Consider the following 19,611-nt stretch of genomic DNA (forward strand, 5'->3'; position numbering starts at 1 on the left):
CCCCCGCTGCCAGGGCCCCGCGCCCCTCACCCCCATCCTCCCCCGCCCCACCGACAAAACCGCGCCCCGCCCCCAAAACCCCAGCTCAAGACCCCCGCAGGCGCTTTCTCTGGGCCTCACCTCGCGGCGGGCCGGGTCCAGACATAGCCGTAGGACGAGGCCACGAACACCCGGCCGGAGGGCGCGACGCTCAGCCCGTGCATCCCGGCCGCCCCCTTGGGCGCGGCGACCCGGGTCATGACGCCCGCGCGGTAGTGCCGCACGAGCTTGTCATCGGAGCCTCCGACGGCCCAGAAGCCGCCCTTGCCGTCGGCTTCGGTGCGGTAGAGGGTCACCGGCCAGTGGCCGGGGACGCGGACCCACCGCGAGCCGTTCCAGCGCAGGACCGTGGTGAGCTCGGTGGGGTGCATGAACCGCACGACCGCAAGGACGTTCTTCGCGGAGTGGGGCACAAGCGCGGAAACCCAGCCGGTCGGGCATTCGGAGCGCGGCAGTCCAGGCCAGATCCGCAGGCACTCCTTCTCACCCATCTTGAGCAGGGCCTTGGGCGGCTGACGACGCCGCCACTTCGCGCCGTCGAAGTGGTGGACGTATTCGTTGCCCGAGCCCTTCAGCCTGTCGCCCAGCGCCCACATGTTCCGGGTGGACAGCGGCCAGACCGGGGAGAGCCCGAGGCCGGACGCCGTCCGGCCCGTCCACCTGCCGCCGGAACGGGTGAGGACCCTCGTGCCCTTCGGGGTGAAGACCGTGGTGACGGCACGGCCCTTGCCGAGCGCCGTGATCAGGCTCTCGGACGCCTGCTCGCGCCGGGGCCGGTGCGAGACCGTCCAGCTCCGGCCGTCCCAGTGGAGGATCGCCGCGCCGGTCTCCGGCTGGTCGGGGACCGGTGAGACGTAGGCCCACACGTCCGAGGGGGACGAGGAATCGGCGGAGGAGACGTGGCCGTTGACGGGCAGCGGATACGTCCGCCACTTCTTCCCGTCCCAGTGCCTGGCCTGGGTGACGTCGGTGTTCGGCTGCGTGCCCTCCACCGTGACGAACGCCCACAGGCTGCGGGCGCTCGCGGCGTGCAGCGCGGTGACGAACCCGATGGAGGGGTCCTTCAGGAGGGTCGTCCAGCCCGGCGCGGCGTGCGCGGGCCCGGCCGGCGCGAGGAGCGCGACGGCGGCCGCGAGCGCGACGACGGCCCTGCGGCGGTTCCGGGTCATCGCGGCCTCTGTTCCGGGTGAGTCGTGGGTTCCGGGTGCCTCGGGTGTGCGCGGGTTCACCGGTCGAGCCGCCAGACGCGTCCGGCGTAGTTGTCGGCGGCGTCGATGACGTATCCGGCCGCGAAGACGGTTCCGGACGGCGTCACGGAGATGCGGTCGAAGTGCGCGCCCTTCGCCGGGCTCGGGTACTGGATGACCTTGCCCTTGGCGGTGACGTGGACGACCTGGGCGCGCGCACCCCGGTAAGTGACGGCCCAGAACCCGCCGGAACCGTCGGACTCGACGTCGCCCACGGAGTGCCTGCGCAGGCCGGTGAGCGCGCGCCACTTTCCGCCGCGCCAGACCAGGGCGCGCCAGTTGTCGGTCGGCCAGCCCCAGGTGGTGGCGGTGAGCAGGACCCGGTCGGCCGACACGAGGATCGCGTTGGGATAGAGCTCGCCCGAGCACTCGCCCTTCGGCTCCTGCTTCAGGCAGGGGCCGCGGTCGGTCCGCAGCAGCGCCTTCGGCACGGGGACGTGCCGCCACGAGGTCCCGTTGAACCGGTAGACCTTCGGCGCGGAGAACGGGAAACCGCCACCGGAGCCCTGATCCTCCCCGAGCGCCCAGATAGCGCGCGCCGAGCCGCCCGACGGGCTGATGACCGGCCGATCAGCCCGACTCTCCGTCCAGGACCGCCCGTCATTGAGCCACAACCGATTCCCAAAGAACCCCGCGGCCTTCCCACCCCCGAACGGAAGGATCTCGTTCGCGCGGTAGGAGGAGTACCTGGGCAGCCGCTTGGACACCTTCCAGGTCTTGCCGTCCCAGTGCAGAATCCCGGCATACCCGTCGGAGTCCACGGACTGGTTGAAGTTCGCCCAGATGTCCTTGCTCGACGCGGCCGCCGCGAACTCGATCCCGCCCTTGGCCCGCGCGGGCAGCTTCACCACCCGCCACTTCTTCCCGTCCCAGTGCCTGGCCTTCGGCACAATGAACCCGGAGTCCGGATATCGCCCGGAAAACGCCCACAGATCCTTAGGCCCCGCCGCCACGATCTCCGCGACGAAGTCGCCCTCCCCGCCCGCCTTCCACAGCACCTTCCACCGGTGCCCGGCCGCCCCCGCCGCCCCCACAAAGCCACCCGCGAGCACCACCGCAGCCGCCCCCACCGCCCCCCACCGCACCCAAGAATCCCGCGAACGCCCCATACCGCCCTCAATCCTCACAAGAACCCCGCCCGGCCCGACCGCGGAATTCTGCCACGCCCACCCCACCCCCCACACCCCCCAAAACGAAACCCCCGGGAGCCCAAGGCCCCCGAGGATTCCCGCTTTCTCCCGCCGCCCCCGCTACTCCGCCTTCAAGGCTCCGATGAAGGCCGAGTAGGCGGCCGGGCTGAGGCTGAGGGTGCCGCCGTCCGGGTTCTTGGAGTCCCGAAAGTGCCGCTCCTGCTCGCCAAAGGCCGCCTCGACACAGTCCGTGTGCGCCCCCTCGGAGTAGGAGGACTTGAAGAACTTCAGTTCCATGTCGACTTGAACCCTTCCGCTATCGCGTTAAGCAGAGACCGCGAATCATCCCGATTTAGGGCGTCTTCGCCTGTTCGTCGGAATCGCAGCTCAAAGTGCCGCACCTCGTCAAGCCTGCTCGTGAGCCGACCGCCGCCGGTGGTTTCGCTGTAGGCGTGTGTCTTGTCTCGCAACTTCATGATCTTGAAGGAGGAGGTCACGCCTGGGTGCCAGCCGACGGTGAACGGAACCACCCTGACCGACAGGTTCGGGTGGTACGACAGCTCGACCAGCCTTTCGAGCTGCCCGCGCATGATCGCTGGACTCCCGACGACGCGGCGGAGTGCCGCTTCGTCGAGAAGGACCCAGAGTAGTGGTGGTTTGGGGCGACTGAGGATCTTCTGGCGTTCGATCCTCTCCGCGAGTCCTTGGTCGAGGCTCGCGGGTCCCGTGGCCTTGAGCATGACGGCCCTCGCGTAGTCCTCCGTCTGGAGGAGGCCCGGCATCAGCCCGAGTTGGGCGACGAAAAGTTCGTCGGCCTTCGCTTCGAGGGGTAGGTGTTCGGCGTACCAGTCCTCGTCTGAGCGTTCCCGTGATGCCTTCACCAGGCGCTGGAAGTGGTTGGGGAGGCCCCAGAGTTCGTCGGCGTGCCGGGCGTGGTCCGTCTGGAGGTTGAACTTCGGGTCGGCGCGCTCGATCGCGCTCACATACTGCTTTACGGCTCCGATCCGTGCTCCGAGATCGCTCTGTGACAGCCCGTCCCGCTCTCTGAAGAAGCGCAGGTCGTGCGCGATGCGCTCGCGGATTGAACGGTCCGGATCGATGTCCTGACGCTGTGCCATCACCATCCCCGCGTAATGGGAGTAAAAGTTTTACGCGACGAATGTAGCCCGTGCGTGTTTGATCCGTCACAGGATCACAGATATTCGCACGGAGGGAAGGAAGATGGCTGCGAAAGACGAATCGCTTCCGGTGCGGGCTCGGCAGAGGCCGGGGTTGTCGGTGGGGAGCGGGGCCGGGGTGAGGGTGGCGCGGTATCACGCGGGGCGGCTCGCGTTGGAGCGCGGCGTGCCGGAAGAGGCCAGGGACAGGATCGCGCTCGTGGTGAGCGAGCTGTGCACGAACGCGCTCCGGTACGCACACGCGCTCGGGTGGCCGGAGCCCAGGTGCGCGCTCACCGTCGGCGTGAACCGCTGGCTCACCGAGGTCTGGGACCCCTTCCCCTGGCAGGACCTCAGAGCCGCGGTCGCGCACGACAAGGCCGGCGACGAGGAAGAAAGCGGACGTGGGCTCGCCCTCGTCGCGCACCTCACCGACAACGCCTGGGGAGTTCGGCCCTCGACGCGCGGCGGCAAGGTCGTCTGGGCGGTGGTCCGGTGGTGAGCGGCGCGATCATCGCGAGCCTCATCGCCGTGACGGCCCTGCTCGGCACCGGCCTCATCTTCGCCTTCCTCGCCTTCGACGAGTGGCGCGCCGAAACCCGCCGCGACCCGGACCGCCCCCACCCCGACCACCCCGCCAACCCCGACCGCTGGCCATGACCCAACCCCCGCACACCCGCCCCGACCCGCACCCCGGCCGTGCCCGGGGGTCAGAGGGGGGCGTCGGGGGGTGGGGAGTCGAAGTCGTCGTCGGAGGAGGACTCGGCGAGGGCGTCGCGGACCACCTGGTAGGCGAGGCCGGGGGCGTAGCCCTTGCGGGCGAGCATGCCGACAAGGCGGCGGGTGCGTTTTGCCGGGTCGAGGCCCGCGGTCGAGGCGAGCTTGCGGGCCACCAGCGCACGGGCGGCCGCGTCAAGATCCTCCGGCTGGAGGTCGGCCACCGCCTCCTTGACGGTCTCCTCGTCAACGCCCTTGCGGCGCAGCTCCGCCGACAGGGCGCGCGGCGCGAGGCCCTTGCCGTTGTGGCGGGAGCGGACCCATGCCTGCGCGAACGCCTCGTCATCGATGAGGCCCACCTCGGTGAACCTGCCGAGCACCTGCTCGGCCACCTCGTCCGGGATCGCCTTGCGCGCCAGCGCCTCGGCGAGCTGCGCCCGCGTCTTCGGCGACAGCGTGAGCTGGCGCAGGCAGATGTCCCGCGCGGCGGCCTCCGGATCAGCCGGCGGCTGAACCTCCCCCCGGTCAGGCCACTGCCTTCTTCGATAAGCCATGCCTCCCCCTTCCGTTCGTGTCCCACTCGCCTACGGCACCTGCGCCCGGGCCGGTGGGCCGCCCCGACAGGGGCGGCCCTGACACGACGAAGGGCGGCAGGTCAGTCGCCTGGCTTGGGGGCCGAGGCGGTGCGGGTGCGGCGGGCCGGAGCCGCCGGGGCCGCGGGAGCCTCGGCGGGGGGCGGGACGGCGGGGGCCGCCGCGCCATCGGCGGGGGCGTCCACCCGCGGGCCCACGCCGAGCTTCTCCTTGATCTTCTTCTCGATCTCGTCGGAGGTCTCGGGGTGGTTCTTCAGGTAGTTGCGGGCGTTCTCCTTGCCCTGGCCGAGCTGATCGCCCTCGTAGGTGTACCAGGCGCCGGACTTGCGCACGAAACCGTGCTCGACGCCGAGGTCGATCAGGCCGCCCTCACGGCTGATGCCGTGCCCGTACAGCAGGTCGAAGTCGGCGACCTTGAACGGCGGGGCCACCTTGTTCTTGACGACCTTCACCCGCACCCGGTTGCCGACGGGCTCGGTGCCGTCCTTCAGGGTCTCGATGCGGCGCACGTCGAGCCGGACCGAGGCGTAGAACTTCAGCGCCCGGCCACCGGTGGTGGTCTCCGGGGAGCCGAACATGACGCCGACCTTCTCGCGCAGCTGGTTGATGAAGATCGCGGTGGTCTTGGTCTGGTTGATCGCGCCGGTGAGCTTGCGCAGCGCCTGCGACATGAGCCTGGCCTGGAGGCCGACGTGGCTGTCGCCCATGTCGCCCTCGATCTCGGCGCGGGGCACCAGGGCCGCCACGGAGTCGATGACCACGAGATCCACCGCGCCGGAGCGGATCAGCATGTCGGTGATCTCCAGCGCCTGCTCACCGGTGTCGGGCTGGGAGACCAGCAGCGACTTGGTGTCCACCCCGAGCTTCTCGGCGTAGTCGGGGTCGAGGGCGTGCTCGGCGTCGACGAACGCGGCGATGCCGCCGGTCTTCTGCACCTGCGCGACGGCGTGCAGCGCGACGGTGGTCTTACCCGAGGACTCCGGGCCGTAGATCTCCACCACGCGGCCGCGCGGCAGGCCGCCGATGCCCAGGGCGATGTCCAGGGAGATCGCCCCGGTGGGGATGATCTCCATCGGGGCGCGCACCTCGTCGCCGAGACGCATGATCGAGCCCTTGCCGAACTGCCGTTCGATCTGGGCGAGCGCTGTCTCCAGCGCCTTCTCGCGGTCGTTGCCTGCCATCGTGTGCCCCTGTCGGGTCGGTTGCTTCTTCGTCATGTCGGGACCGACGCTACGAGAGCCCACTGACAGAATCGGGGACCCCGCGCGTCGCAAACTCTACCGAACATAAATTCGATCAGGGCCGGAGCCTGTGGACAACTTCGGGAAACCCCGTGGCGCGGCCGGTCCCGGCGACGGGTTCGCGGCGAATCCGGCTGCGCGGCGGGCGTGGCGCGACGTAACCTGACGGCGCAGCAGGCGATCACTGTGGGGTACACGATGACCCTGTCCGTCCTCTTCTGTGCCGATCCGCTCCGGCCGCGTCGCGTGGACGAGCACTTCCACGCCGAGGCGGAGATCCTGCGCGCCTCCGGCGGCGCGCCGATCCTGCTCGACCTCGAGGCGCTGCGCGGCGGCGACGCGGCCGAGGCCGTCCGCAGGGTGCCGCGCGGCGCGGGGGCGCTGTGGTACCGCGGCTGGATGCTGAGCGCCGCGGAATACCACGCGCTGGCCAAGGCGCTCGTGGCGCGCGGCGCGCCGATGATGACCCCTCCGGACAGCTACCAGCGCGCTCATGAGCTGCCCGGCTGGTACGACACGTTCGCCGGGCTGACGCCGCAGAGCGCGTGGCTCGCGCTGATGCCGCGCGAGCTGCCCGCGTCAGGACGGCTCGCCGACGTGGCGCGCGAGCTGCCGCCCGGGCCGCTGGTGGTCAAGGACTACGTGAAGTCGCGCAAGCACGAGTGGGACGAGGCGTGCTACGTGCCCGACTCCTCCGACACCGCCGCGTTGGCCCGGGTCGTCCACCGGATGGTGGAGCTCCAGGACGAGTTCCTGACGGGCGGCGTCGTGCTGCGCGCGTTCGAGGAGTACACGACGGCCGAGGCGCGCGTGTGGTGGGTGGACGGCGACCCGGTGCTCGTGGGCCCGCACCCCGACACCCCCGACGCGGACGCCTTCCCCGACCTCGACCCGGTGCGTCCCGCCGTCCGCGCGCTGGGCTGCCGCTTCGTCACCACCGACCTGGCGCGGCGCGTCGACGGGGCGTGGCGGGTCGTGGAGGTCGGCGACGGCCAGGTGAGCGATCTGCACACGGGCGCGGACGTCGGCGACCTGTACTTCCACCTGCCCGATCCCGGGTGAATCTTCTGCTTTCTCCGCTCTGCTCGCGGGTGAAAGCGGCGTATCACCGGGAAACCGAATGTTCGCTCGTGGCGTCATAACACGGAACATATGGAAGCCCCTAGACTTCCCCAGCACCGCTTTTCCATGGAGGGACCCCCCACATGCCGCAGCGCCGCATGAGTTCCCGTGCCGTCAAGGTCGGCCTTCTCGGCACCCTGTCGATGTCGCTGACCGCCTGTGGCGGCGGCTCGCACACCGCCGACTGCGTCGAGAGCCGAGGGCTGCCCGGTGGCGGATATCGCGTCGTGAGCGACTCCAACTGCTCGGACTCCTCGTCCTCGAGCTACCGCTGGTACTACGGCGGCAACAGTTCGGGCGGCGTCGTCACCGGCGGCAGCACCCTCAAGCCCAAGAAGGGCAGCATCAAGACCAAGTCGGGCACCACGCTGCGGGGCGGCTTCGGCTGGTCCGGCGGCGGCGGAAGCTGACCGTTGCGCAGGGAGCGCTCCCGGCCGCGTGACGGCTGGGCCGAGACCATCGAGTCGCAGGGACTCGCCTACCACCGCACCGCCCACCCCGAGAACCTGACCCGGCCGTACTGGGACGAGTCCGTCCACTACGTGCTGGAGATGGACGAGGTGCTGCGGCTCGAGGAGGACGTCGAGACCCTCCACCGGATGTGCCTTGAGGCCGCCGAACACGTCGTGAAGACGGGCCGCTACGAACTCCTGCGGATAGACGAGAGGTACGCGCCCGCCATCGAGCAGTCGTGGCGGCGCGCGGACCCGCACCTGTACGGCAGGTTCGACCTGCGCTACGACGGCACGGGCCCGGCGAAGCTGCTCGAGTACAACGCCGACACCCCCACCTCCCTCGTGGAGTCCTCCATCATCCAGTGGTACTGGAAGGAGGAGGTCTTCCCCGCCGACGACCAGTGGAACTCCCTGCACGAGCGCCTTGTGGACCGCTGGCGTGAGATGCCTCTGCGGCCCGGTCCCGTGCACTTCGCCTGGACGGAGATGGACGAGTCCGGCGAGGAGCTGATGACGATCGCCTACCTCCAGGAGACGGCCGAGCAGGCCGGACGCCAGGGCGTCCCCATCTCCATGCAGGAGGTCGGCTGGGACGGCGAGTACTACCGCGACATGTCCAACGCGGAGATCAAGACCCTCTGCAAGCTGTACCCGTGGGAGTGGATCGTCGCCGAGCCGTTCGGCGCGCACGTGGACGAGGCCGACTGGGTGGAGCCGATGTGGAAGATGCTCCTGTCCAACAAGGGGCTCCTCGTCCTGCTCTGGGAGCTGTTCCCCGGCCACCCCAACCTGCTGCCCGCCTACCTCGACGGCCCCCGCGACATGTCCTCGCACATCCGCAAGCCGCTGCTCGGCCGGGAGGGCGCGAGCATGACCGTGACGACGCCGTCGTTCCGGACCGAGACGCTGGGCGGGTACGGCGCGGAGGGGTTCGTCTTCCAGGAGTTCGTCCCGCTTCCCGACTTCGACGGACAGCACCCCGTGCTCGGCGCGTGGATGGTGGCCGACGAGTCGGCGGGGCTGGGCATCCGGGAGACCTCAGGACTCATCACCGACGACACCTCATCGTTCATCCCGCACCGCATCCCTCTGTGACCTCCCTCTGTGAAGATCCCCTGTGAGATGCCTCAGGACCCCCGCAGTACGGCTCCCCATCCCCCCGTAGAACCCCGCATCCCCCGTAAGGAACCCACACCATGTCCCTCGACAGCGCCTTCGCCGAGATCCTGGGCCAGAACGTCCTGGCGATCCTCGCCTACGCGGCCCTGGGCCTCGTCCTGTTCGTGATCGGCTTCTACGTCGTGGACCTCGCGACCCCTGGACGGCTCGTCTCGGTCATCCGTCACGACCGCAACCCCAACGCGACGCTCCTTGCCGGGGCGGGCATGGTCGCGGTCGGCGTCATCGTGTCGGCGTCGATCTTCGCCACCGACGCGGTGCTCCTCGAAGGGCTGCTCGCGACGGCCGTCTACGGCGTCGTCGGGATCGTCGGCCAGGTCGTGGCGATGCTGGTCTTCGACCTGATCATCGGGTTCAAGATCAAGGAGCTGTGCCGGGAGACGACGCTCCAGCCGGGCACCTGGCTACTCGCGGTCACCCACGTGATGATCGGCCTCGTCACCGCGCTCGCGGTGATCTGAGCCCCGGCCGGGCGGGTGTCACCGCATCCGGTCGGGCACGTCGAAGGCGGCGCAGACGGCACGCCAGACCGTCCGCGTGTCGACGCCCTCGGCGAACGCCTGGTCGGCGGTGCGTCCGCCCAGCTCGGCCAGGACGTAGTCCGCGGCGACGCTGCGCGCGTACGCCTCGCCGAACTGGCGGTTCATCTTCTCCCAGAAAGCGGTCAGCCTCACCGGGCCAGTCTGCCAGCCGCCCTTGGGTGCGTACGCCGAACGTGCCCAAGGCGAGCGCCGGAGGGCGCCGGTTTCAGGCGGCCTGGCCTTCGGTGAGCTTGAGGACGGGTACCCCCAGGGGCTGGAAGCCAAGGGTCTGTCCGTAGAAGGACAGCTCGGCCTCCAGACAGGTCTGGAGGGTCTCGGCCCTGCGGAAGCCGTGGGACTCGCCGCGGAACGCCAGGTAGGCGTAGGGCACCTTGTTGTCGCCGAGCGCGCGCGCGAACGCGTCGGACTGCGCGGGAGGCACCACCGGGTCGTCCAAGCCCTGGAGCAGCAGCACGGGGCAGGAGGTCCGCTCGGCCCTGTGCAGGGGCGAGCGCTCCTCGTAGGACCGCTCGTAGCCGGGGATCGGGCCGATCAGGCCGAACAGGTAGCGCGACTCGAAGTCGTGCGTCTCGGCGAGCAGCGTCGTGGCGTCGCTGACGCCGAAGTACGACGTGGCGGCCTTGAAGACCGTGTCGGAGGTGACCGCCGCAAGGGTGGTCCATCCGCCCGCGCTCGCGCCGCGGATGGCCAGGCGGTCGGGGTGGGCGCGCCCGGCCTTGATCATCGAGGTCGCGACCGAGATGGCGTCGTCGACGTCGACGAGGCCCCACTGGCGGCGCAGCCGCTCGCGGTAGGCGCGGCCGTAGCCGGTGGAGCCGCCGTAGTCGACCTCGATGACGCCGATGCCACGGCTGGTGAAGTAGGCGCGCTCCAGGCTGAGCGTGCCGGACGAGCGCGCGGTGGGCCCGCCGTGGACCCAGATGACGTAAGGCGGCAGCTCGCCTTGCGGGGCGATCGCGTCGGGGCTCGTGGGCTCGTACACCAGGGCGTGGACTGGCCTGCCGAACTGGCCCTCGAAGATCTCGTCGCGGGGGACCGGGAGGTAGGTCTCCGGAGGCACCCTGTCGAGTTCGCGGCGCAGGACCGTGGCCCGGCCGTCGGTCGCGGAGATCCGCACCACCGACGACGGCAGCGCCGGGGCCGCGCCGATGCCGACGATCGTGGTGCCGTCGGCCGACAGGCTCATCTGCCAGTCGGTGTAGGGCAGGTCGAGCGTCTCCAGTTCGAGCGTCTCGGGGTCGTACAGGCTGAGCCGCTGGTCTCCCTGGCCGTGCATGACCGCAAGGCGGCCGTCGGACAGCAGCGCGTAAGGCCGTCCGCCCAGGCTCCACAGAGGGCCGGCGAACTCCTCCTCGGCCGGGTACAGCGCCTGAGGCGACTCGCCGTACAGGCCGACCTGGTAGATGTTCCACCAGCCGGGCCAGTCCGACACGACGTACAGGGTGGTGTCGTCGCGCCACAGCGGCGCGAGGACGGATTCGGACATGCCGCCCTTGACCGTGCGCGGGGACACGACCCTGCCCTGGTCGACGACGCCGACGCGCAGCTCGGTGCCGTCCCACGGCATGCGCGGGTGGTTCCACTGCACCCACGCAAGGTGCCCGCCCGAGGGCGAGGGCGTGGGGGAGGCGTAGAAGTCGCTTCCCGTGACCATCTCGTTGATCGCGCCGGGGTCGTTGGCGGCGCGGCCGTCGAGGGGGATGCCGACGATGGCGCGCCGCACGCCCGCCGGAGGCACCGGCTCGCCTTCGGCGGCGGGGGGCGCGGCCACGTGGCCCTCGCACACGCACCAGACCTCCGAGGCGTCCGGGGACAGGACGAGGTCGGCGTAACGCAGGCCCCCGGGGATCGCGGGCTCGGGCGTCAGGGGACGCGGCCTGGCGTCGCCGGGAGACAGCAGGTGCAGGCGCTGGTCCTCGTAGTTGGCGAAGACGAGGCCGCGAGGGGTCGGCAGATAGGACTTGCCGCCGTATTCGTGGACCCTGGTGCGCGCGTTCCACGGAGGTGGAAGCACCTCGCGTCCGTTGCGCACGACTGTGGTGCGACCGCTTTCCTCCGGCCTGCTCTCCTGCCACCACACGTCGTCTCCGACGGCGGTGGGGAAACTGAGCCTGACGCGCGTTCGGGCGACGTCGGCGGCGGAGATCGGGGAGGGCCAAGAGCCGAAGGGGGTCACGCGAGCGGTCATACCGGAATCGTCCCGCATGCCGAGGCCCATTGGGACCAAGACAGGGCGTTTGCCACCTGAAAGTAACGTGATCAGGTACCGGGGGCGGGCGGCGCGGTGACGGGCGCGGCCGCCGACCTCCGGCCGCGGCGGCTGCGCGCCTCGAGACGGGCGGCGGCCCAGCCGAGCACGAGGTTGATCAGGATGTAGATCAGCGCGACGACGACGGCGGCCGGGATCAGGTTGCCGAAGTTGGAGGGGACGATCCGGAAGCCGGCGTTCAGCAGGTCCTCGTAGCTGATGATGTAGCCGAGCGCGGTGTCCTTGAGCAGCACGACCATCTGGCCGACGATCGCCGGGAGCATCGCCGTCACGGCCTGGGGGAGCAGCACCAGCCGCATGACGGCCCCGCGCTGGAGGCCGAGCGCGTAGGCGGCCTCGGACTGGCCGCGCGGCACCGCGAGGATGCCCGCGCGGAACACCTCGGCGAGGACCGACCCGTTGTAGAGGGTGAGGCCGATGACGACCGCCCAGAAGGCGGGCATGACCTGTCCGGCGACCGAGAAGCTGAGGTACTGCGCCGAGAAGATCATGATGAGGACGGGGATCGCGCGGAAGAACTCCACGACCCACGCCGACGGCAGACGGATCCAGGCGCGCTCTGAGAGCCGTCCCAGGCCGAAGACGACCCCGAACGCGAGGGCCAGCACCGCAGCCACCGCCGCGGCCGTCAGCGTGCCCCACAGGCCCGGAAGGATGAGTCCGGTCCAGACCTGGGGGTCGAGGAACGGGCTCCACAGGTCGCCGTCCCACTGGCCCGCCTCGTCCATGCGCCTCCACACGAACCAGGCGACGAGGAGCAGCAGCACCACCCCGACCAGGGTGAGGACGTTGTGCCGGATCCGCGCCTTCGGGCCGGGGGCGTCGAAGAGGACCCCCGCGGTACCGGTCGGACGAGCGCGCTTACGCGGCGCGGAGGTGGACCGCGCAGCGGCAGGGGTCTTCATCGCTTGATCTCCAGCCGCCTGGCGAGCCGTCCGGTGAGGAAGCCGATCGGGAGGGTGAGCACGACGAACCCGGCGGCGAAGCCGAGGAAGATCTCGATCGCCCCGCCCGTGCTCTCGTAGAGCATCTCCTTCATGATGAACGCCGCCTCGGCGTACCCGGCGACCGCCGCGACCGTCGTGTTCTTCGTGAGCGCGATCAGGACGCTGCCGAGCGGCGCGATGACGGCGCGGAACGCCTGCGGCAGGATCACCAGCCGCATCGACTGGGCGAAGCTGAGGCCGATCGCCCTCGCCGCCTCGGCCTGGCCCATCGGGACGGTGTTGATCCCGGCCCGCAAGGTCTCGCACACGAACGCCGACGTGTAGGCGGTGAGGCCGAGGACGGCGAACCAGTACCCGTTGAAGGACGGGTCCTCGACGTCGAAGTTAAGGCGCAGGGTGCTGCTGATCCCCAAGGAGCAGAACAGCAGCACAAGCGTGAGCGGAGTGTTGCGCGCGATGTTCACGTAGACCGTCCCCACCCCGCGCAGCACGGGAACCGGGGAGACGCGCAGCGCCGCCAGCAGGGTCCCGAACACGAAGGACAACAGGGCGCTGGTCACCGTCAGCCGGATGGTCGCCCAGAAGGCGGTCAGTACGGCGTCATGGTTGTCGAACAGGGGATTGTCGAACAACGTTTCCATCTGCGCGGTCTCCGCTCAGGTTGGGCGCGGAACGCGGGCGCTCAAGACCCCGCGTTCCGCGCCGTGATCAGGAGCAGCCCTCAGCCGGGGGGACGGAGGTGGGCAGCTCGAGTCCCTTGGCGGTGCCGAACCACTTCTGGAGGAGCTGGGTGGCCGTGCCGTCGGAGTACATCTCGCCGAGGGCGGTGTTGATGGCCTCGCAGGAGGCGACGTCGCCCTTCTTGATGCCGATGCCGTACTTCTCATCGGTGAACGGCGTGCCGAGGATCTTGAAGTCGCCGCCCTGGGAGGCGAAGCCGGCGAGGATGAAGTCGTCGGTGGTGACCGCGTCCAGGGTGCCGCCGCTCAGCTTGGTGATGCACTCCGAGTAGCTGCCCGCCGGTACGAGGTCGGCGTCGATCTCCCGTCCGTTGGGCGGGGGGTCGGTGATGCGCTTGTAGGAGTTGGACCCCGACGCCTGGCAGATGCGCTTGCCCTTGAGGTCCTCCACCTTCGTGATGGACGTGTCGTCGCCGCGGACCATGATGTCCTGGTGGCCGATGACGTACGGGCCCGCGAAGGTGACCTTCTCCTTGCGCTCGGGGAGGATCGAGTAGGTCGCGACGACCATGTCGACCTGGCCCTGCATGAGGAACGGCTCGCGGTTGGCCGAGATCGTCTCGACCCACTCGATGCCGCTCTCGGGCACGCCGAGCTTGCCGGCGACGTACTTGGCGACGTCCACGTCGAAGCCCTCGACTGAGCCGTCGGGCTTCTTCACGCCGATCGCGGTCTGGTCGAACTTGATGCCGACCTTGATCTTCTTGTCCTCTTTGGCCTTGGTGACGAGGTCGGTCGCGCCGCCGTCGCCGCCACAGGCGGACAGGGCGGACGCGCCCAAGGCGAACGCGGCAAGGGCGAGGAATATACGTCTCATGTAACGGGGGTCCCTTCAGGGTCCGATGAGTGCGAGCTCAGGGGTGTCCTCGAGGGCGGCCGGATGGGGTCGGGAGCGGGGGTCGGTGCTCGGGGGCAAGGGACGGTGCGGGGGTCGGTGCGGGGGGTCAGTGGCGGAGGATCTTCGACAGGAAGTCGCGCGCCCGGTCGGTGCTTGGCGCGGTGAAGAACTCCTCGGGCGCGGCGCGCTCGACGATCTGGCCGTCGGCCATGAAGACCACGCGCTGCGCGGCGCTGCGCGCGAACCCCATCTCGTGGGTGACGACGATCATCGTCATGCCGCCCTCGGCGAGGCCGGTCATCACGTCGAGCACCTCGGAGACCATCTCGGGGTCGAGCGCGGAGGTCGGCTCGTCGAACAGCATGAGCTTGGGCCGCATCGCCAGCGCGCGGGCGATGGCGGCGCGCTGCTGCTGGCCGCCGGACAGCTGGGCGGGGTACTTGTCGGCCTGGGCGGCGATCCCGACGCGCGTCAGGAGCTCCATCGCGGCCGCGTCGGCCTCGGCCTTCGGCGTCCTGTGCACCTTGGTGGGGCCGAGCGTGACGTTCTGGAGGATGGTCTTGTGCGCGAAGAGGTTGAAGCTCTGGAACACCATCCCGACCTCGGAGCGGAGCCGAGCCAGCGCCTTGCCTTCCTGCGGCAAGGGCACGCCGTCGAGGGTGATGGAGCCGGAGTCGATCGTCTCCAGCCGGTTGATGGTCCGGCAGAGCGTGGACTTGCCTCCGCCGGACGGCCCGACCACCACGACGACCTCGCCTCGCGCCACCTCCAGGTCGATGTCCTTCAGCACGTGGAGGTCGCCGAAGTACTTGTTGACGTTCTCCAGGACCACAAGGGGGTCGCCGCTAACCGTCATACGGCGAGACGCTAGTTCACTTGATCACGGGAGGGGAGGGACACGCCGATACCGATCTGATCACGACAGTGTTATCCAAAGGGCCCTTGGTCGTATCATTCCGCGTCTTTTCCGGAATACCCCTCGCTTCCGGTTGTCTTCCGGCGAGGCCGTCATTCAGTGTCATACTTCCCGCTTCCCTCCGTGACGCCAGCGCTGTGTTCCCTTCCCGGGGGTACTCTGGGGCACGCCATGAACACTGTTGAGTCTCCCCGCACGTACGAGGTGCGCACCTACGGCTGCCAGATGAACGTCCACGACTCCGAGCGCCTGTCCGGGCTGCTTGAAGCCGCCGGATACGTCAGGGCCGAAGGCGAACCGGACGTCATCGTCTTCAACACCTGCGCGGTGCGGGAGAACGCAGACAACCGCCTGTACGGCAACCTCGGACACCTGCGGAAGAAGGCGGAGAACGGCCTCCAGATCGCCGTCGGGGGATGCCTCGCGCAGAAGGACCGGGACACGATCGTCAAGCGGGCGCCCTGGGTGGACGTGGTGTTCGGCACGCACAACATCGGGGCCCTGCCCGTCCTGCTGGAGCGCGCACGCGTGCAGCAGGAGGCGCAGGTGGAGATCGAGGAGTCCCTGTCGGTCTTCCCCTCCACGCTGCCCACCCGTCGCGAGTCGCCTTACGCGGCCTGGGTGTCGGTCTCCGTCGGCTGCAACAACACCTGCACCTTCTGCATCGTGCCTTCGCTGCGCGGCAAGGAGAAGGACAGGCGGCCCGGAGAGATCCTCGCCGAGGTCGAGGCGCTGGTGGGCGAGGGCGTCCTTGAGGTCACCCTTCTCGGCCAGAACGTCAACGCCTACGGCGCGGAGTTCGGCGACCGCGAGGCATTCGCCAAGCTGCTGCGCGCCTGCGGCGGCGTCGACGGCCTTGAGCGCGTCCGCTTCACCTCGCCGCACCCGCGCGACTTCACCGACGACGTGATCGCCGCGATGGCCGAGACGCCGAACGTCATGCCGTCGCTGCACATGCCGTTGCAGTCCGGCTCGGACCCGGTGCTGAAGGCGATGCGCCGCTCCTACCGGCAGGACCGCTACCTCGGGATCATCGAGCGGGTGCGCGCCGCCATCCCCGACGCGGCCATCACCACCGACATCATCGTCGGCTTCCCCGGCGAGACGGACGCGGACTTCGAGCAGACCCTGCACGTCGTGCGGGAGGCCCGTTTCTCCGGCGCGTTCACGTTCCAGTACTCCAAGCGGCCCGGCACCCCCGCGGCGACCATGGACCACCAGGTGCCCAAGGAGGTCGTCCAGGAGCGCTACGAGCGGCTCGTGGAGTTGCAGGAGCAGATCTCCTGGGACGAGAACAAGAAGCAGGTCGGCAGGACCCTGGAGGTCCTGGTGGCCGAGGGCGAGGGCAGCAAGGACGCCGAGACGCGGCGGCTGTCCGGGCGCGCGCCCGACAACCGCCTCGTCCACTTCACCCGGCCCGACCAGCCGGTGCGCCCCGGCGACATGGCGACCGTCGAGGTCACCTACGCCGCGCCGCACCATCTGCTCGCCGACGCCCCCGTGCGGTCGGTCCGGCGGACCAGGGCCGGGGACGCCTGGGAGGCCCGTCAGGCGGCTCCTGAGGCCGCCGGAGCGGCGGTCCCGCTCGGGATGCCGAAGATCGGCGCGCCCGCGCCCGCACCGGCGGCGTCCGGCTGCTCCACCTGCCCTTGATGATCTGCCCGTAAGGAGACGGCGTGCTGATCGCGGCGGCCGTGTGCCCGCATCCGCCCCTGCTCGTGCCCGAGATCGCGGGCCTGGCCGCCCCGGAACTCGACGGGCTCCGCGCGGCGTGCAGAACCGCCGTGGACTCCGTGCTCGCGGCCGGGGGCGACCTCGTGGTGGTCGGCGGAGGCGAGCACACCCGAGCGCACCCGGGGACGGCCTCGGGCACGTTCGCGCCTTGGGGGCTCGACCTACGGGTGGGGGACGGCGCGCCCGTACTGCCGCTGTCCTTGACGGTCGGAAGGTGGCTGCTGGACGGACGGGAGCCTTCGGCGTTCCAGGAGATCGCTTCGGACGCGTCCGAAGCGGAGTGCCTGGAACTCGGCGAAAGGCTCGCCGCGCGGGATGTGGCCCTGCTCGTCATGGGAGACGGGTCGGCCTGCCGGGACGAGAAGGCGCCGGGTTACTTCGACGAGCGCGCCGCGCCCTACGACGCCGAGGTCGCCAGGGCGCTGGGTGAGGCCGACGCCGCCGCGCTCGGCCGACTCGATCCGAAGCTGTCGGAGGAGCTGATGGCGGCCGGGCGGGCGGCGTGGCAGGTGCTCGCGGGGGCGGCGGGAGGCCGGCGGTTCGCCGCCGCGCTGCTCGCCGACGAGGCCCCCTACGGCGTGGGCTACTTCGCCGCGGTGTGGCGCTGACGGGCGCGTGGCCGCGCGCTAGCGGGCGCGGCGCTGCTTGTCGGCGAGCTGGCGGGCGGCGTCCTTGGCCTTCTGCTGCGCGGAGTCGACCTGGCCCTTGTACTTGTCGCCTGTCTTGCGGTCGATCATGTCGCCGGTCTTGTCGATCGCCGAGTCCGCCTTGTCGGCGTGCTTGCCCAACATGTCCATCACCTTCTGGACGATGCTCATCGGCTTCCCCCCGATACTGGTCCGGACCGTGCGGATCTTCCGGACGTCCGATATCTCTGTGTTACTACCCATCTCGTCCCCGTTAACCTCGCGCACCCTGGAAACCGATACCCGTGAACGTGATCTCCGTGGCCGGTCCGACCGCGGCGGGCAAGTCCGACCTCGCCGTCGATCTGGCGCTGCGCCTCGGCGGCGAGTGCGTGAACACCGACTCGATGCAGCTGTACCGGGGCATGGACATCGGGACCGCCAAGCTCACCGAGGCCGAACGCCGTGGGGTCCGGCACCACCTGCTCGACGTCTGGGACGTCACCAAGCCCGCGAGCGTGGCCGAGTACCAGGGCATGTCCCATGACGCGATCGCAGACATCCGGGCGAGGGGCGGGGTCCCCGTCCTCGTCGGAGGGTCGGGCCTGTATATCCGGGCGGCCTTGGACGTCATGGAGTTCCCCGGGACCGACCCGGAGGTACGGGCCCGTCTTGAAGCTGAGTTGGAGGAGGTCGGCTCGGGCGTGCTGTACGCCCGGCTGGAGGAGGCCGACCCGGAGGCGGCGAAGAAGATCCTGCCGTCCAATGGGCGTCGGGTCGTGCGCGCGCTCGAGGTCATCGAGATCACCGGGCGGCCCTTCACCGCGAGCCTTCCCGAGCACCTCTACCGTGATCCCCAGACCGTCCAGATAGGGCTGCTGGTACCGCGTCCTGAGCTTGACCAGAGGATCGCGCTGCGGGTGGACCGCATGTGGGCGGCGGGTCTTGTGGAGGAAGTACGCGAACTTGAGGGTGAGGGGTTGCGGGAGGGCCGTACGGCGTCGGCGGCTCTCGGCTACGCCCAGGTGCTCAGGCACCTGTCGGGGGAGTGGACGCAGGAGCAGGCCAAGGAGGAGACCGTCCGGGCCACCCGGAGGTTCGCGCGGCGTCAGGAGTCGTGGTTCCGGCGTGATCCGCGCATCCAGTGGCTGCCCTACGACGCCCCTGACCTCCTCGAGCGCGCCCTTAGGATCTGTGCATGAGCACCACGGGACGCGCCCTCACGGGACACGCCTTCACGAAGGGGCACGGCACGGAGAACGACTTCGTGATCCTCCCCGACCCCGACGGCGAACTCGACCTCGCCGCCGCCGACGTCGCGCGGATCTGCGACCGCCGCGCCGGGATCGGCGCGGACGGGGTGCTGCGGGTGGTGCGCGCGAAGGCCGCGGGGCTGTCCGACGTGGCGGCCGAGTGGTTCATGGACTACCGCAACGCCGACGGCAGCGTCGCGGAGATGTGCGGCAACGGCGTCCGCGTCTTCGCCCGCTACCTTGTCGACTCCGGCCTCGCCGCGCCGGGAGAACTCGCGGTGGCGACGCGCGGAGGGGTCAAGGCCGTAACGCTCGGCGAGAGCGGCGACGTCACCGTGGACATGGGCAGGCCGGAGGTCTTCGCCGAAAGCGAGGCCCGGGTGGGCGGCACGGTCTACCGGGGCCTGAAGGTCTCGATGGGCAACCCGCACCTCGCCTGCCTGATCGACCACGACGTCGCGGCGCTCGACCTCACCCGCGAGCCGGCGTTCTCCGCCGCCGACTTCCCGGCCGGCGTGAACGTCGAGTTCTTCCGTCCGATCGAAGACAGGCACGTGGCCATGCGGGTGCACGAGCGCGGCTCAGGAGAGACCCGCTCGTGCGGCACAGGCGCGGTCGCCACCGCCGTGGCGGCGGCCGTCGCGGCGGGGCTCGACCCGCTGCGCGAAGCGTCCACCTGGGCCGTCGACGTGCTCGGCGGCCGGGTCGAGGTCGTCTTCGACGGCGTGACGAGCTTCCTGCGCGGCCCCGCGGTCCTGGTCGCCGACGGCGTCCTGCGCTGAGCCCCCGCCCGCCCGCGAGGGGGGCGGGTCTGGTGCGCCTATGACGGGTGTCCTAGCCTGCCCAGAACATCATTCGGTTTTTCG

Annotated in this window: 23 protein-coding genes; 10 read left to right on the forward strand and 13 right to left on the reverse strand. The window is 70.2% G+C overall.

What is annotated here, in order from left to right; genetic code table 11:
- Positions 1–116: 116 nt before the first annotated feature.
- The 4 genes from R9X44_RS26945 to R9X44_RS26960 form a co-directional block, all read right to left on the reverse strand.
- A complete protein-coding gene (locus R9X44_RS26945) occupies positions 117–1,208 on the reverse strand; it encodes a hypothetical protein (RefSeq protein WP_319817088.1) in 1,092 nt (363 codons plus the stop codon).
- Between the two features lie 56 nt (positions 1,209–1,264).
- Complete coding sequence (locus R9X44_RS26950; protein WP_319817089.1) at positions 1,265–2,341, reverse strand: hypothetical protein; 1,077 nt, start codon at positions 2,339–2,341, stop codon at positions 1,265–1,267.
- A gap of 195 nt (positions 2,342–2,536) precedes the next feature.
- Positions 2,537–2,713, reverse strand: coding sequence for a DUF397 domain-containing protein (locus R9X44_RS26955; protein ID WP_319817090.1), 177 nt, complete (start codon positions 2,711–2,713; stop codon positions 2,537–2,539).
- Positions 2,704–3,534 (reverse strand): Scr1 family TA system antitoxin-like transcriptional regulator, encoded by an 831-nt coding sequence (locus R9X44_RS26960; protein WP_319817091.1) that lies wholly within the window; start codon positions 3,532–3,534, stop codon positions 2,704–2,706. Before R9X44_RS26960 ends, R9X44_RS26955 begins: the two co-directional genes overlap by 10 nt.
- Before the next feature lie 184 nt (positions 3,535–3,718).
- Between R9X44_RS26960 and R9X44_RS26965 the strand changes: the two genes are divergently transcribed.
- Together R9X44_RS26965 and R9X44_RS26970 are read left to right on the forward strand one after the other, a co-directional pair.
- On the forward strand, positions 3,719–4,075 hold the full coding sequence (locus tag R9X44_RS26965) for an ATP-binding protein (protein ID WP_319817092.1): 357 nt from the start codon (positions 3,719–3,721) through the stop codon (positions 4,073–4,075).
- Positions 4,072–4,233 carry a hypothetical protein gene (locus tag R9X44_RS26970; RefSeq protein WP_319817093.1) on the forward strand — a complete coding sequence of 54 codons (162 nt, stop codon included), beginning with the start codon at positions 4,072–4,074 and terminating at the stop codon, positions 4,231–4,233. Before R9X44_RS26965 ends, R9X44_RS26970 begins: the two co-directional genes overlap by 4 nt.
- Positions 4,234–4,283: 50 nt before the next feature.
- Here R9X44_RS26970 and R9X44_RS26975 read toward each other — a convergent pair whose 3' ends face one another.
- Together R9X44_RS26975 and recA are read right to left on the reverse strand one after the other, a co-directional pair.
- The gene (locus R9X44_RS26975; RefSeq protein ID WP_319817094.1) at positions 4,284–4,844 is read right to left on the reverse strand and encodes a regulatory protein RecX; all 561 of its coding nucleotides are present in this window, start codon (positions 4,842–4,844) and stop codon (positions 4,284–4,286) included.
- 101 nt (positions 4,845–4,945) lie between these two features.
- The gene (gene recA, locus R9X44_RS26980; RefSeq protein ID WP_319817095.1) at positions 4,946–6,064 is read right to left on the reverse strand and encodes a recombinase RecA; all 1,119 of its coding nucleotides are present in this window, start codon (positions 6,062–6,064) and stop codon (positions 4,946–4,948) included.
- A 258-nt stretch (positions 6,065–6,322) separates the two neighbouring features.
- On the opposite strand from recA, the gene R9X44_RS26985 reads away from it, so the two are divergent.
- From R9X44_RS26985 to R9X44_RS27000, 4 genes are all read left to right on the forward strand, one after another.
- The gene (locus R9X44_RS26985) at positions 6,323–7,186 is read left to right on the forward strand and encodes an ATP-grasp domain-containing protein (protein WP_319817096.1); all 864 of its coding nucleotides are present in this window, start codon (positions 6,323–6,325) and stop codon (positions 7,184–7,186) included.
- A gap of 143 nt (positions 7,187–7,329) precedes the next feature.
- A complete protein-coding gene (locus R9X44_RS26990) occupies positions 7,330–7,656 on the forward strand; it encodes a hypothetical protein (RefSeq protein WP_319817097.1) in 327 nt (108 codons plus the stop codon).
- Between the two features lie 3 nt (positions 7,657–7,659).
- Positions 7,660–8,796 (forward strand): glutathionylspermidine synthase family protein, encoded by a 1,137-nt coding sequence (locus R9X44_RS26995; protein WP_319817098.1) that lies wholly within the window; start codon positions 7,660–7,662, stop codon positions 8,794–8,796.
- Positions 8,797–8,897: 101 nt separating this feature from the next.
- Positions 8,898–9,341 (forward strand): DUF350 domain-containing protein, encoded by a 444-nt coding sequence (locus R9X44_RS27000; RefSeq protein ID WP_319817099.1) that lies wholly within the window; start codon positions 8,898–8,900, stop codon positions 9,339–9,341.
- An 18-nt stretch (positions 9,342–9,359) separates the two neighbouring features.
- Here the strand turns inward: R9X44_RS27000 and R9X44_RS27005 are convergent, their stop codons facing one another.
- The 6 genes from R9X44_RS27005 to R9X44_RS27030 form a co-directional block, all read right to left on the reverse strand.
- Positions 9,360–9,554 (reverse strand): DUF3046 domain-containing protein, encoded by a 195-nt coding sequence (locus R9X44_RS27005; RefSeq protein WP_319817100.1) that lies wholly within the window; start codon positions 9,552–9,554, stop codon positions 9,360–9,362.
- A gap of 73 nt (positions 9,555–9,627) precedes the next feature.
- Positions 9,628–11,610, reverse strand: a complete 1,983-nt coding sequence (locus R9X44_RS27010; protein WP_319817101.1) for a prolyl oligopeptidase family serine peptidase — start codon at positions 11,608–11,610, stop codon at positions 9,628–9,630.
- A gap of 71 nt (positions 11,611–11,681) precedes the next feature.
- Positions 11,682–12,596 (reverse strand): amino acid ABC transporter permease, encoded by a 915-nt coding sequence (locus tag R9X44_RS27015; protein ID WP_319817102.1) that lies wholly within the window; start codon positions 12,594–12,596, stop codon positions 11,682–11,684.
- Positions 12,593–13,279, reverse strand: coding sequence for an amino acid ABC transporter permease (locus R9X44_RS27020; protein WP_319817103.1), 687 nt, complete (start codon positions 13,277–13,279; stop codon positions 12,593–12,595). The genes R9X44_RS27015 and R9X44_RS27020 overlap by 4 nt, the downstream gene beginning before the upstream one ends.
- A 67-nt stretch (positions 13,280–13,346) precedes the next feature.
- The gene (locus R9X44_RS27025; protein WP_319817104.1) at positions 13,347–14,195 is read right to left on the reverse strand and encodes a glutamate ABC transporter substrate-binding protein; all 849 of its coding nucleotides are present in this window, start codon (positions 14,193–14,195) and stop codon (positions 13,347–13,349) included.
- A gap of 127 nt (positions 14,196–14,322) precedes the next feature.
- Positions 14,323–15,072, reverse strand: a complete 750-nt coding sequence (locus R9X44_RS27030) for an amino acid ABC transporter ATP-binding protein (RefSeq protein WP_319817105.1) — start codon at positions 15,070–15,072, stop codon at positions 14,323–14,325.
- Between the two features lie 231 nt (positions 15,073–15,303).
- On the opposite strand from R9X44_RS27030, the gene miaB reads away from it, so the two are divergent.
- Both miaB and R9X44_RS27040 read left to right on the forward strand, forming a co-directional pair.
- The gene (miaB, locus tag R9X44_RS27035; protein ID WP_319817106.1) at positions 15,304–16,785 is read left to right on the forward strand and encodes a tRNA (N6-isopentenyl adenosine(37)-C2)-methylthiotransferase MiaB; all 1,482 of its coding nucleotides are present in this window, start codon (positions 15,304–15,306) and stop codon (positions 16,783–16,785) included.
- A 23-nt stretch (positions 16,786–16,808) separates the two neighbouring features.
- Positions 16,809–17,474 carry a class III extradiol dioxygenase subunit B-like domain-containing protein gene (locus tag R9X44_RS27040; RefSeq protein WP_319817107.1) on the forward strand — a complete coding sequence of 222 codons (666 nt, stop codon included), beginning with the start codon at positions 16,809–16,811 and terminating at the stop codon, positions 17,472–17,474.
- An 18-nt stretch (positions 17,475–17,492) separates the two neighbouring features.
- Here R9X44_RS27040 and R9X44_RS27045 read toward each other — a convergent pair whose 3' ends face one another.
- Positions 17,493–17,684 carry an antitoxin gene (locus R9X44_RS27045; protein WP_319817108.1) on the reverse strand — a complete coding sequence of 64 codons (192 nt, stop codon included), beginning with the start codon at positions 17,682–17,684 and terminating at the stop codon, positions 17,493–17,495.
- A 119-nt stretch (positions 17,685–17,803) separates the two neighbouring features.
- Here R9X44_RS27045 and miaA point away from each other — a divergent pair, with 119 nt between their 5' ends.
- Together miaA and dapF are read left to right on the forward strand one after the other, a co-directional pair.
- Entirely contained in the window at positions 17,804–18,694 is an 891-nt protein-coding gene (gene miaA / locus R9X44_RS27050; RefSeq protein ID WP_319817185.1) for a tRNA (adenosine(37)-N6)-dimethylallyltransferase MiaA, read from the forward strand.
- Positions 18,691–19,527, forward strand: a complete 837-nt coding sequence (gene dapF, locus R9X44_RS27055) for a diaminopimelate epimerase (protein WP_319817109.1) — start codon at positions 18,691–18,693, stop codon at positions 19,525–19,527. The genes miaA and dapF overlap by 4 nt, the downstream gene beginning before the upstream one ends.
- Positions 19,528–19,611 lie beyond the last annotated feature (84 nt).

The organism is Actinocorallia sp. A-T 12471 (genome assembly GCF_033875155.1).
Classification (GTDB): Bacteria; Actinomycetota; Actinomycetes; order Streptosporangiales; family Streptosporangiaceae; genus Actinocorallia.

Excerpts from the sequence above, each read along its gene's own strand:
- R9X44_RS26945 (WP_319817088.1), bottom strand. The coding sequence starts at position 1,208 with ATGACCCGGAACCGCCGCAGGGCCGTCGTCGCGCTCGCGGCCGCCGTC.
- R9X44_RS26955 (WP_319817090.1), bottom strand. The coding sequence starts at position 2,713 with ATGGAACTGAAGTTCTTCAAGTCCTCCTACTCCGAGGGGGCGCACACG.
- R9X44_RS26960 (WP_319817091.1), bottom strand. The coding sequence starts at position 3,534 with ATGGCACAGCGTCAGGACATCGATCCGGACCGTTCAATCCGCGAGCGC.
- R9X44_RS26975 (WP_319817094.1), bottom strand. The coding sequence starts at position 4,844 with ATGGCTTATCGAAGAAGGCAGTGGCCTGACCGGGGGGAGGTTCAGCCG.
- recA (WP_319817095.1), bottom strand. The coding sequence starts at position 6,064 with ATGGCAGGCAACGACCGCGAGAAGGCGCTGGAGACAGCGCTCGCCCAG.
- R9X44_RS26985 (WP_319817096.1), top strand. The coding sequence starts at position 6,323 with ATGACCCTGTCCGTCCTCTTCTGTGCCGATCCGCTCCGGCCGCGTCGC.
- R9X44_RS26990 (WP_319817097.1), top strand. The coding sequence starts at position 7,330 with ATGCCGCAGCGCCGCATGAGTTCCCGTGCCGTCAAGGTCGGCCTTCTC.
- R9X44_RS27000 (WP_319817099.1), top strand. The coding sequence starts at position 8,898 with ATGTCCCTCGACAGCGCCTTCGCCGAGATCCTGGGCCAGAACGTCCTG.
- R9X44_RS27010 (WP_319817101.1), bottom strand. The coding sequence starts at position 11,610 with ATGACCGCTCGCGTGACCCCCTTCGGCTCTTGGCCCTCCCCGATCTCC.
- R9X44_RS27015 (WP_319817102.1), bottom strand. The coding sequence starts at position 12,596 with ATGAAGACCCCTGCCGCTGCGCGGTCCACCTCCGCGCCGCGTAAGCGC.
- R9X44_RS27020 (WP_319817103.1), bottom strand. The coding sequence starts at position 13,279 with ATGGAAACGTTGTTCGACAATCCCCTGTTCGACAACCATGACGCCGTA.
- R9X44_RS27025 (WP_319817104.1), bottom strand. The coding sequence starts at position 14,195 with ATGAGACGTATATTCCTCGCCCTTGCCGCGTTCGCCTTGGGCGCGTCC.
- R9X44_RS27030 (WP_319817105.1), bottom strand. The coding sequence starts at position 15,072 with ATGACGGTTAGCGGCGACCCCCTTGTGGTCCTGGAGAACGTCAACAAG.
- miaB (WP_319817106.1), top strand. The coding sequence starts at position 15,304 with ATGAACACTGTTGAGTCTCCCCGCACGTACGAGGTGCGCACCTACGGC.
- R9X44_RS27045 (WP_319817108.1), bottom strand. The coding sequence starts at position 17,684 with ATGAGCATCGTCCAGAAGGTGATGGACATGTTGGGCAAGCACGCCGAC.
- dapF (WP_319817109.1), top strand. The coding sequence starts at position 18,691 with ATGAGCACCACGGGACGCGCCCTCACGGGACACGCCTTCACGAAGGGG.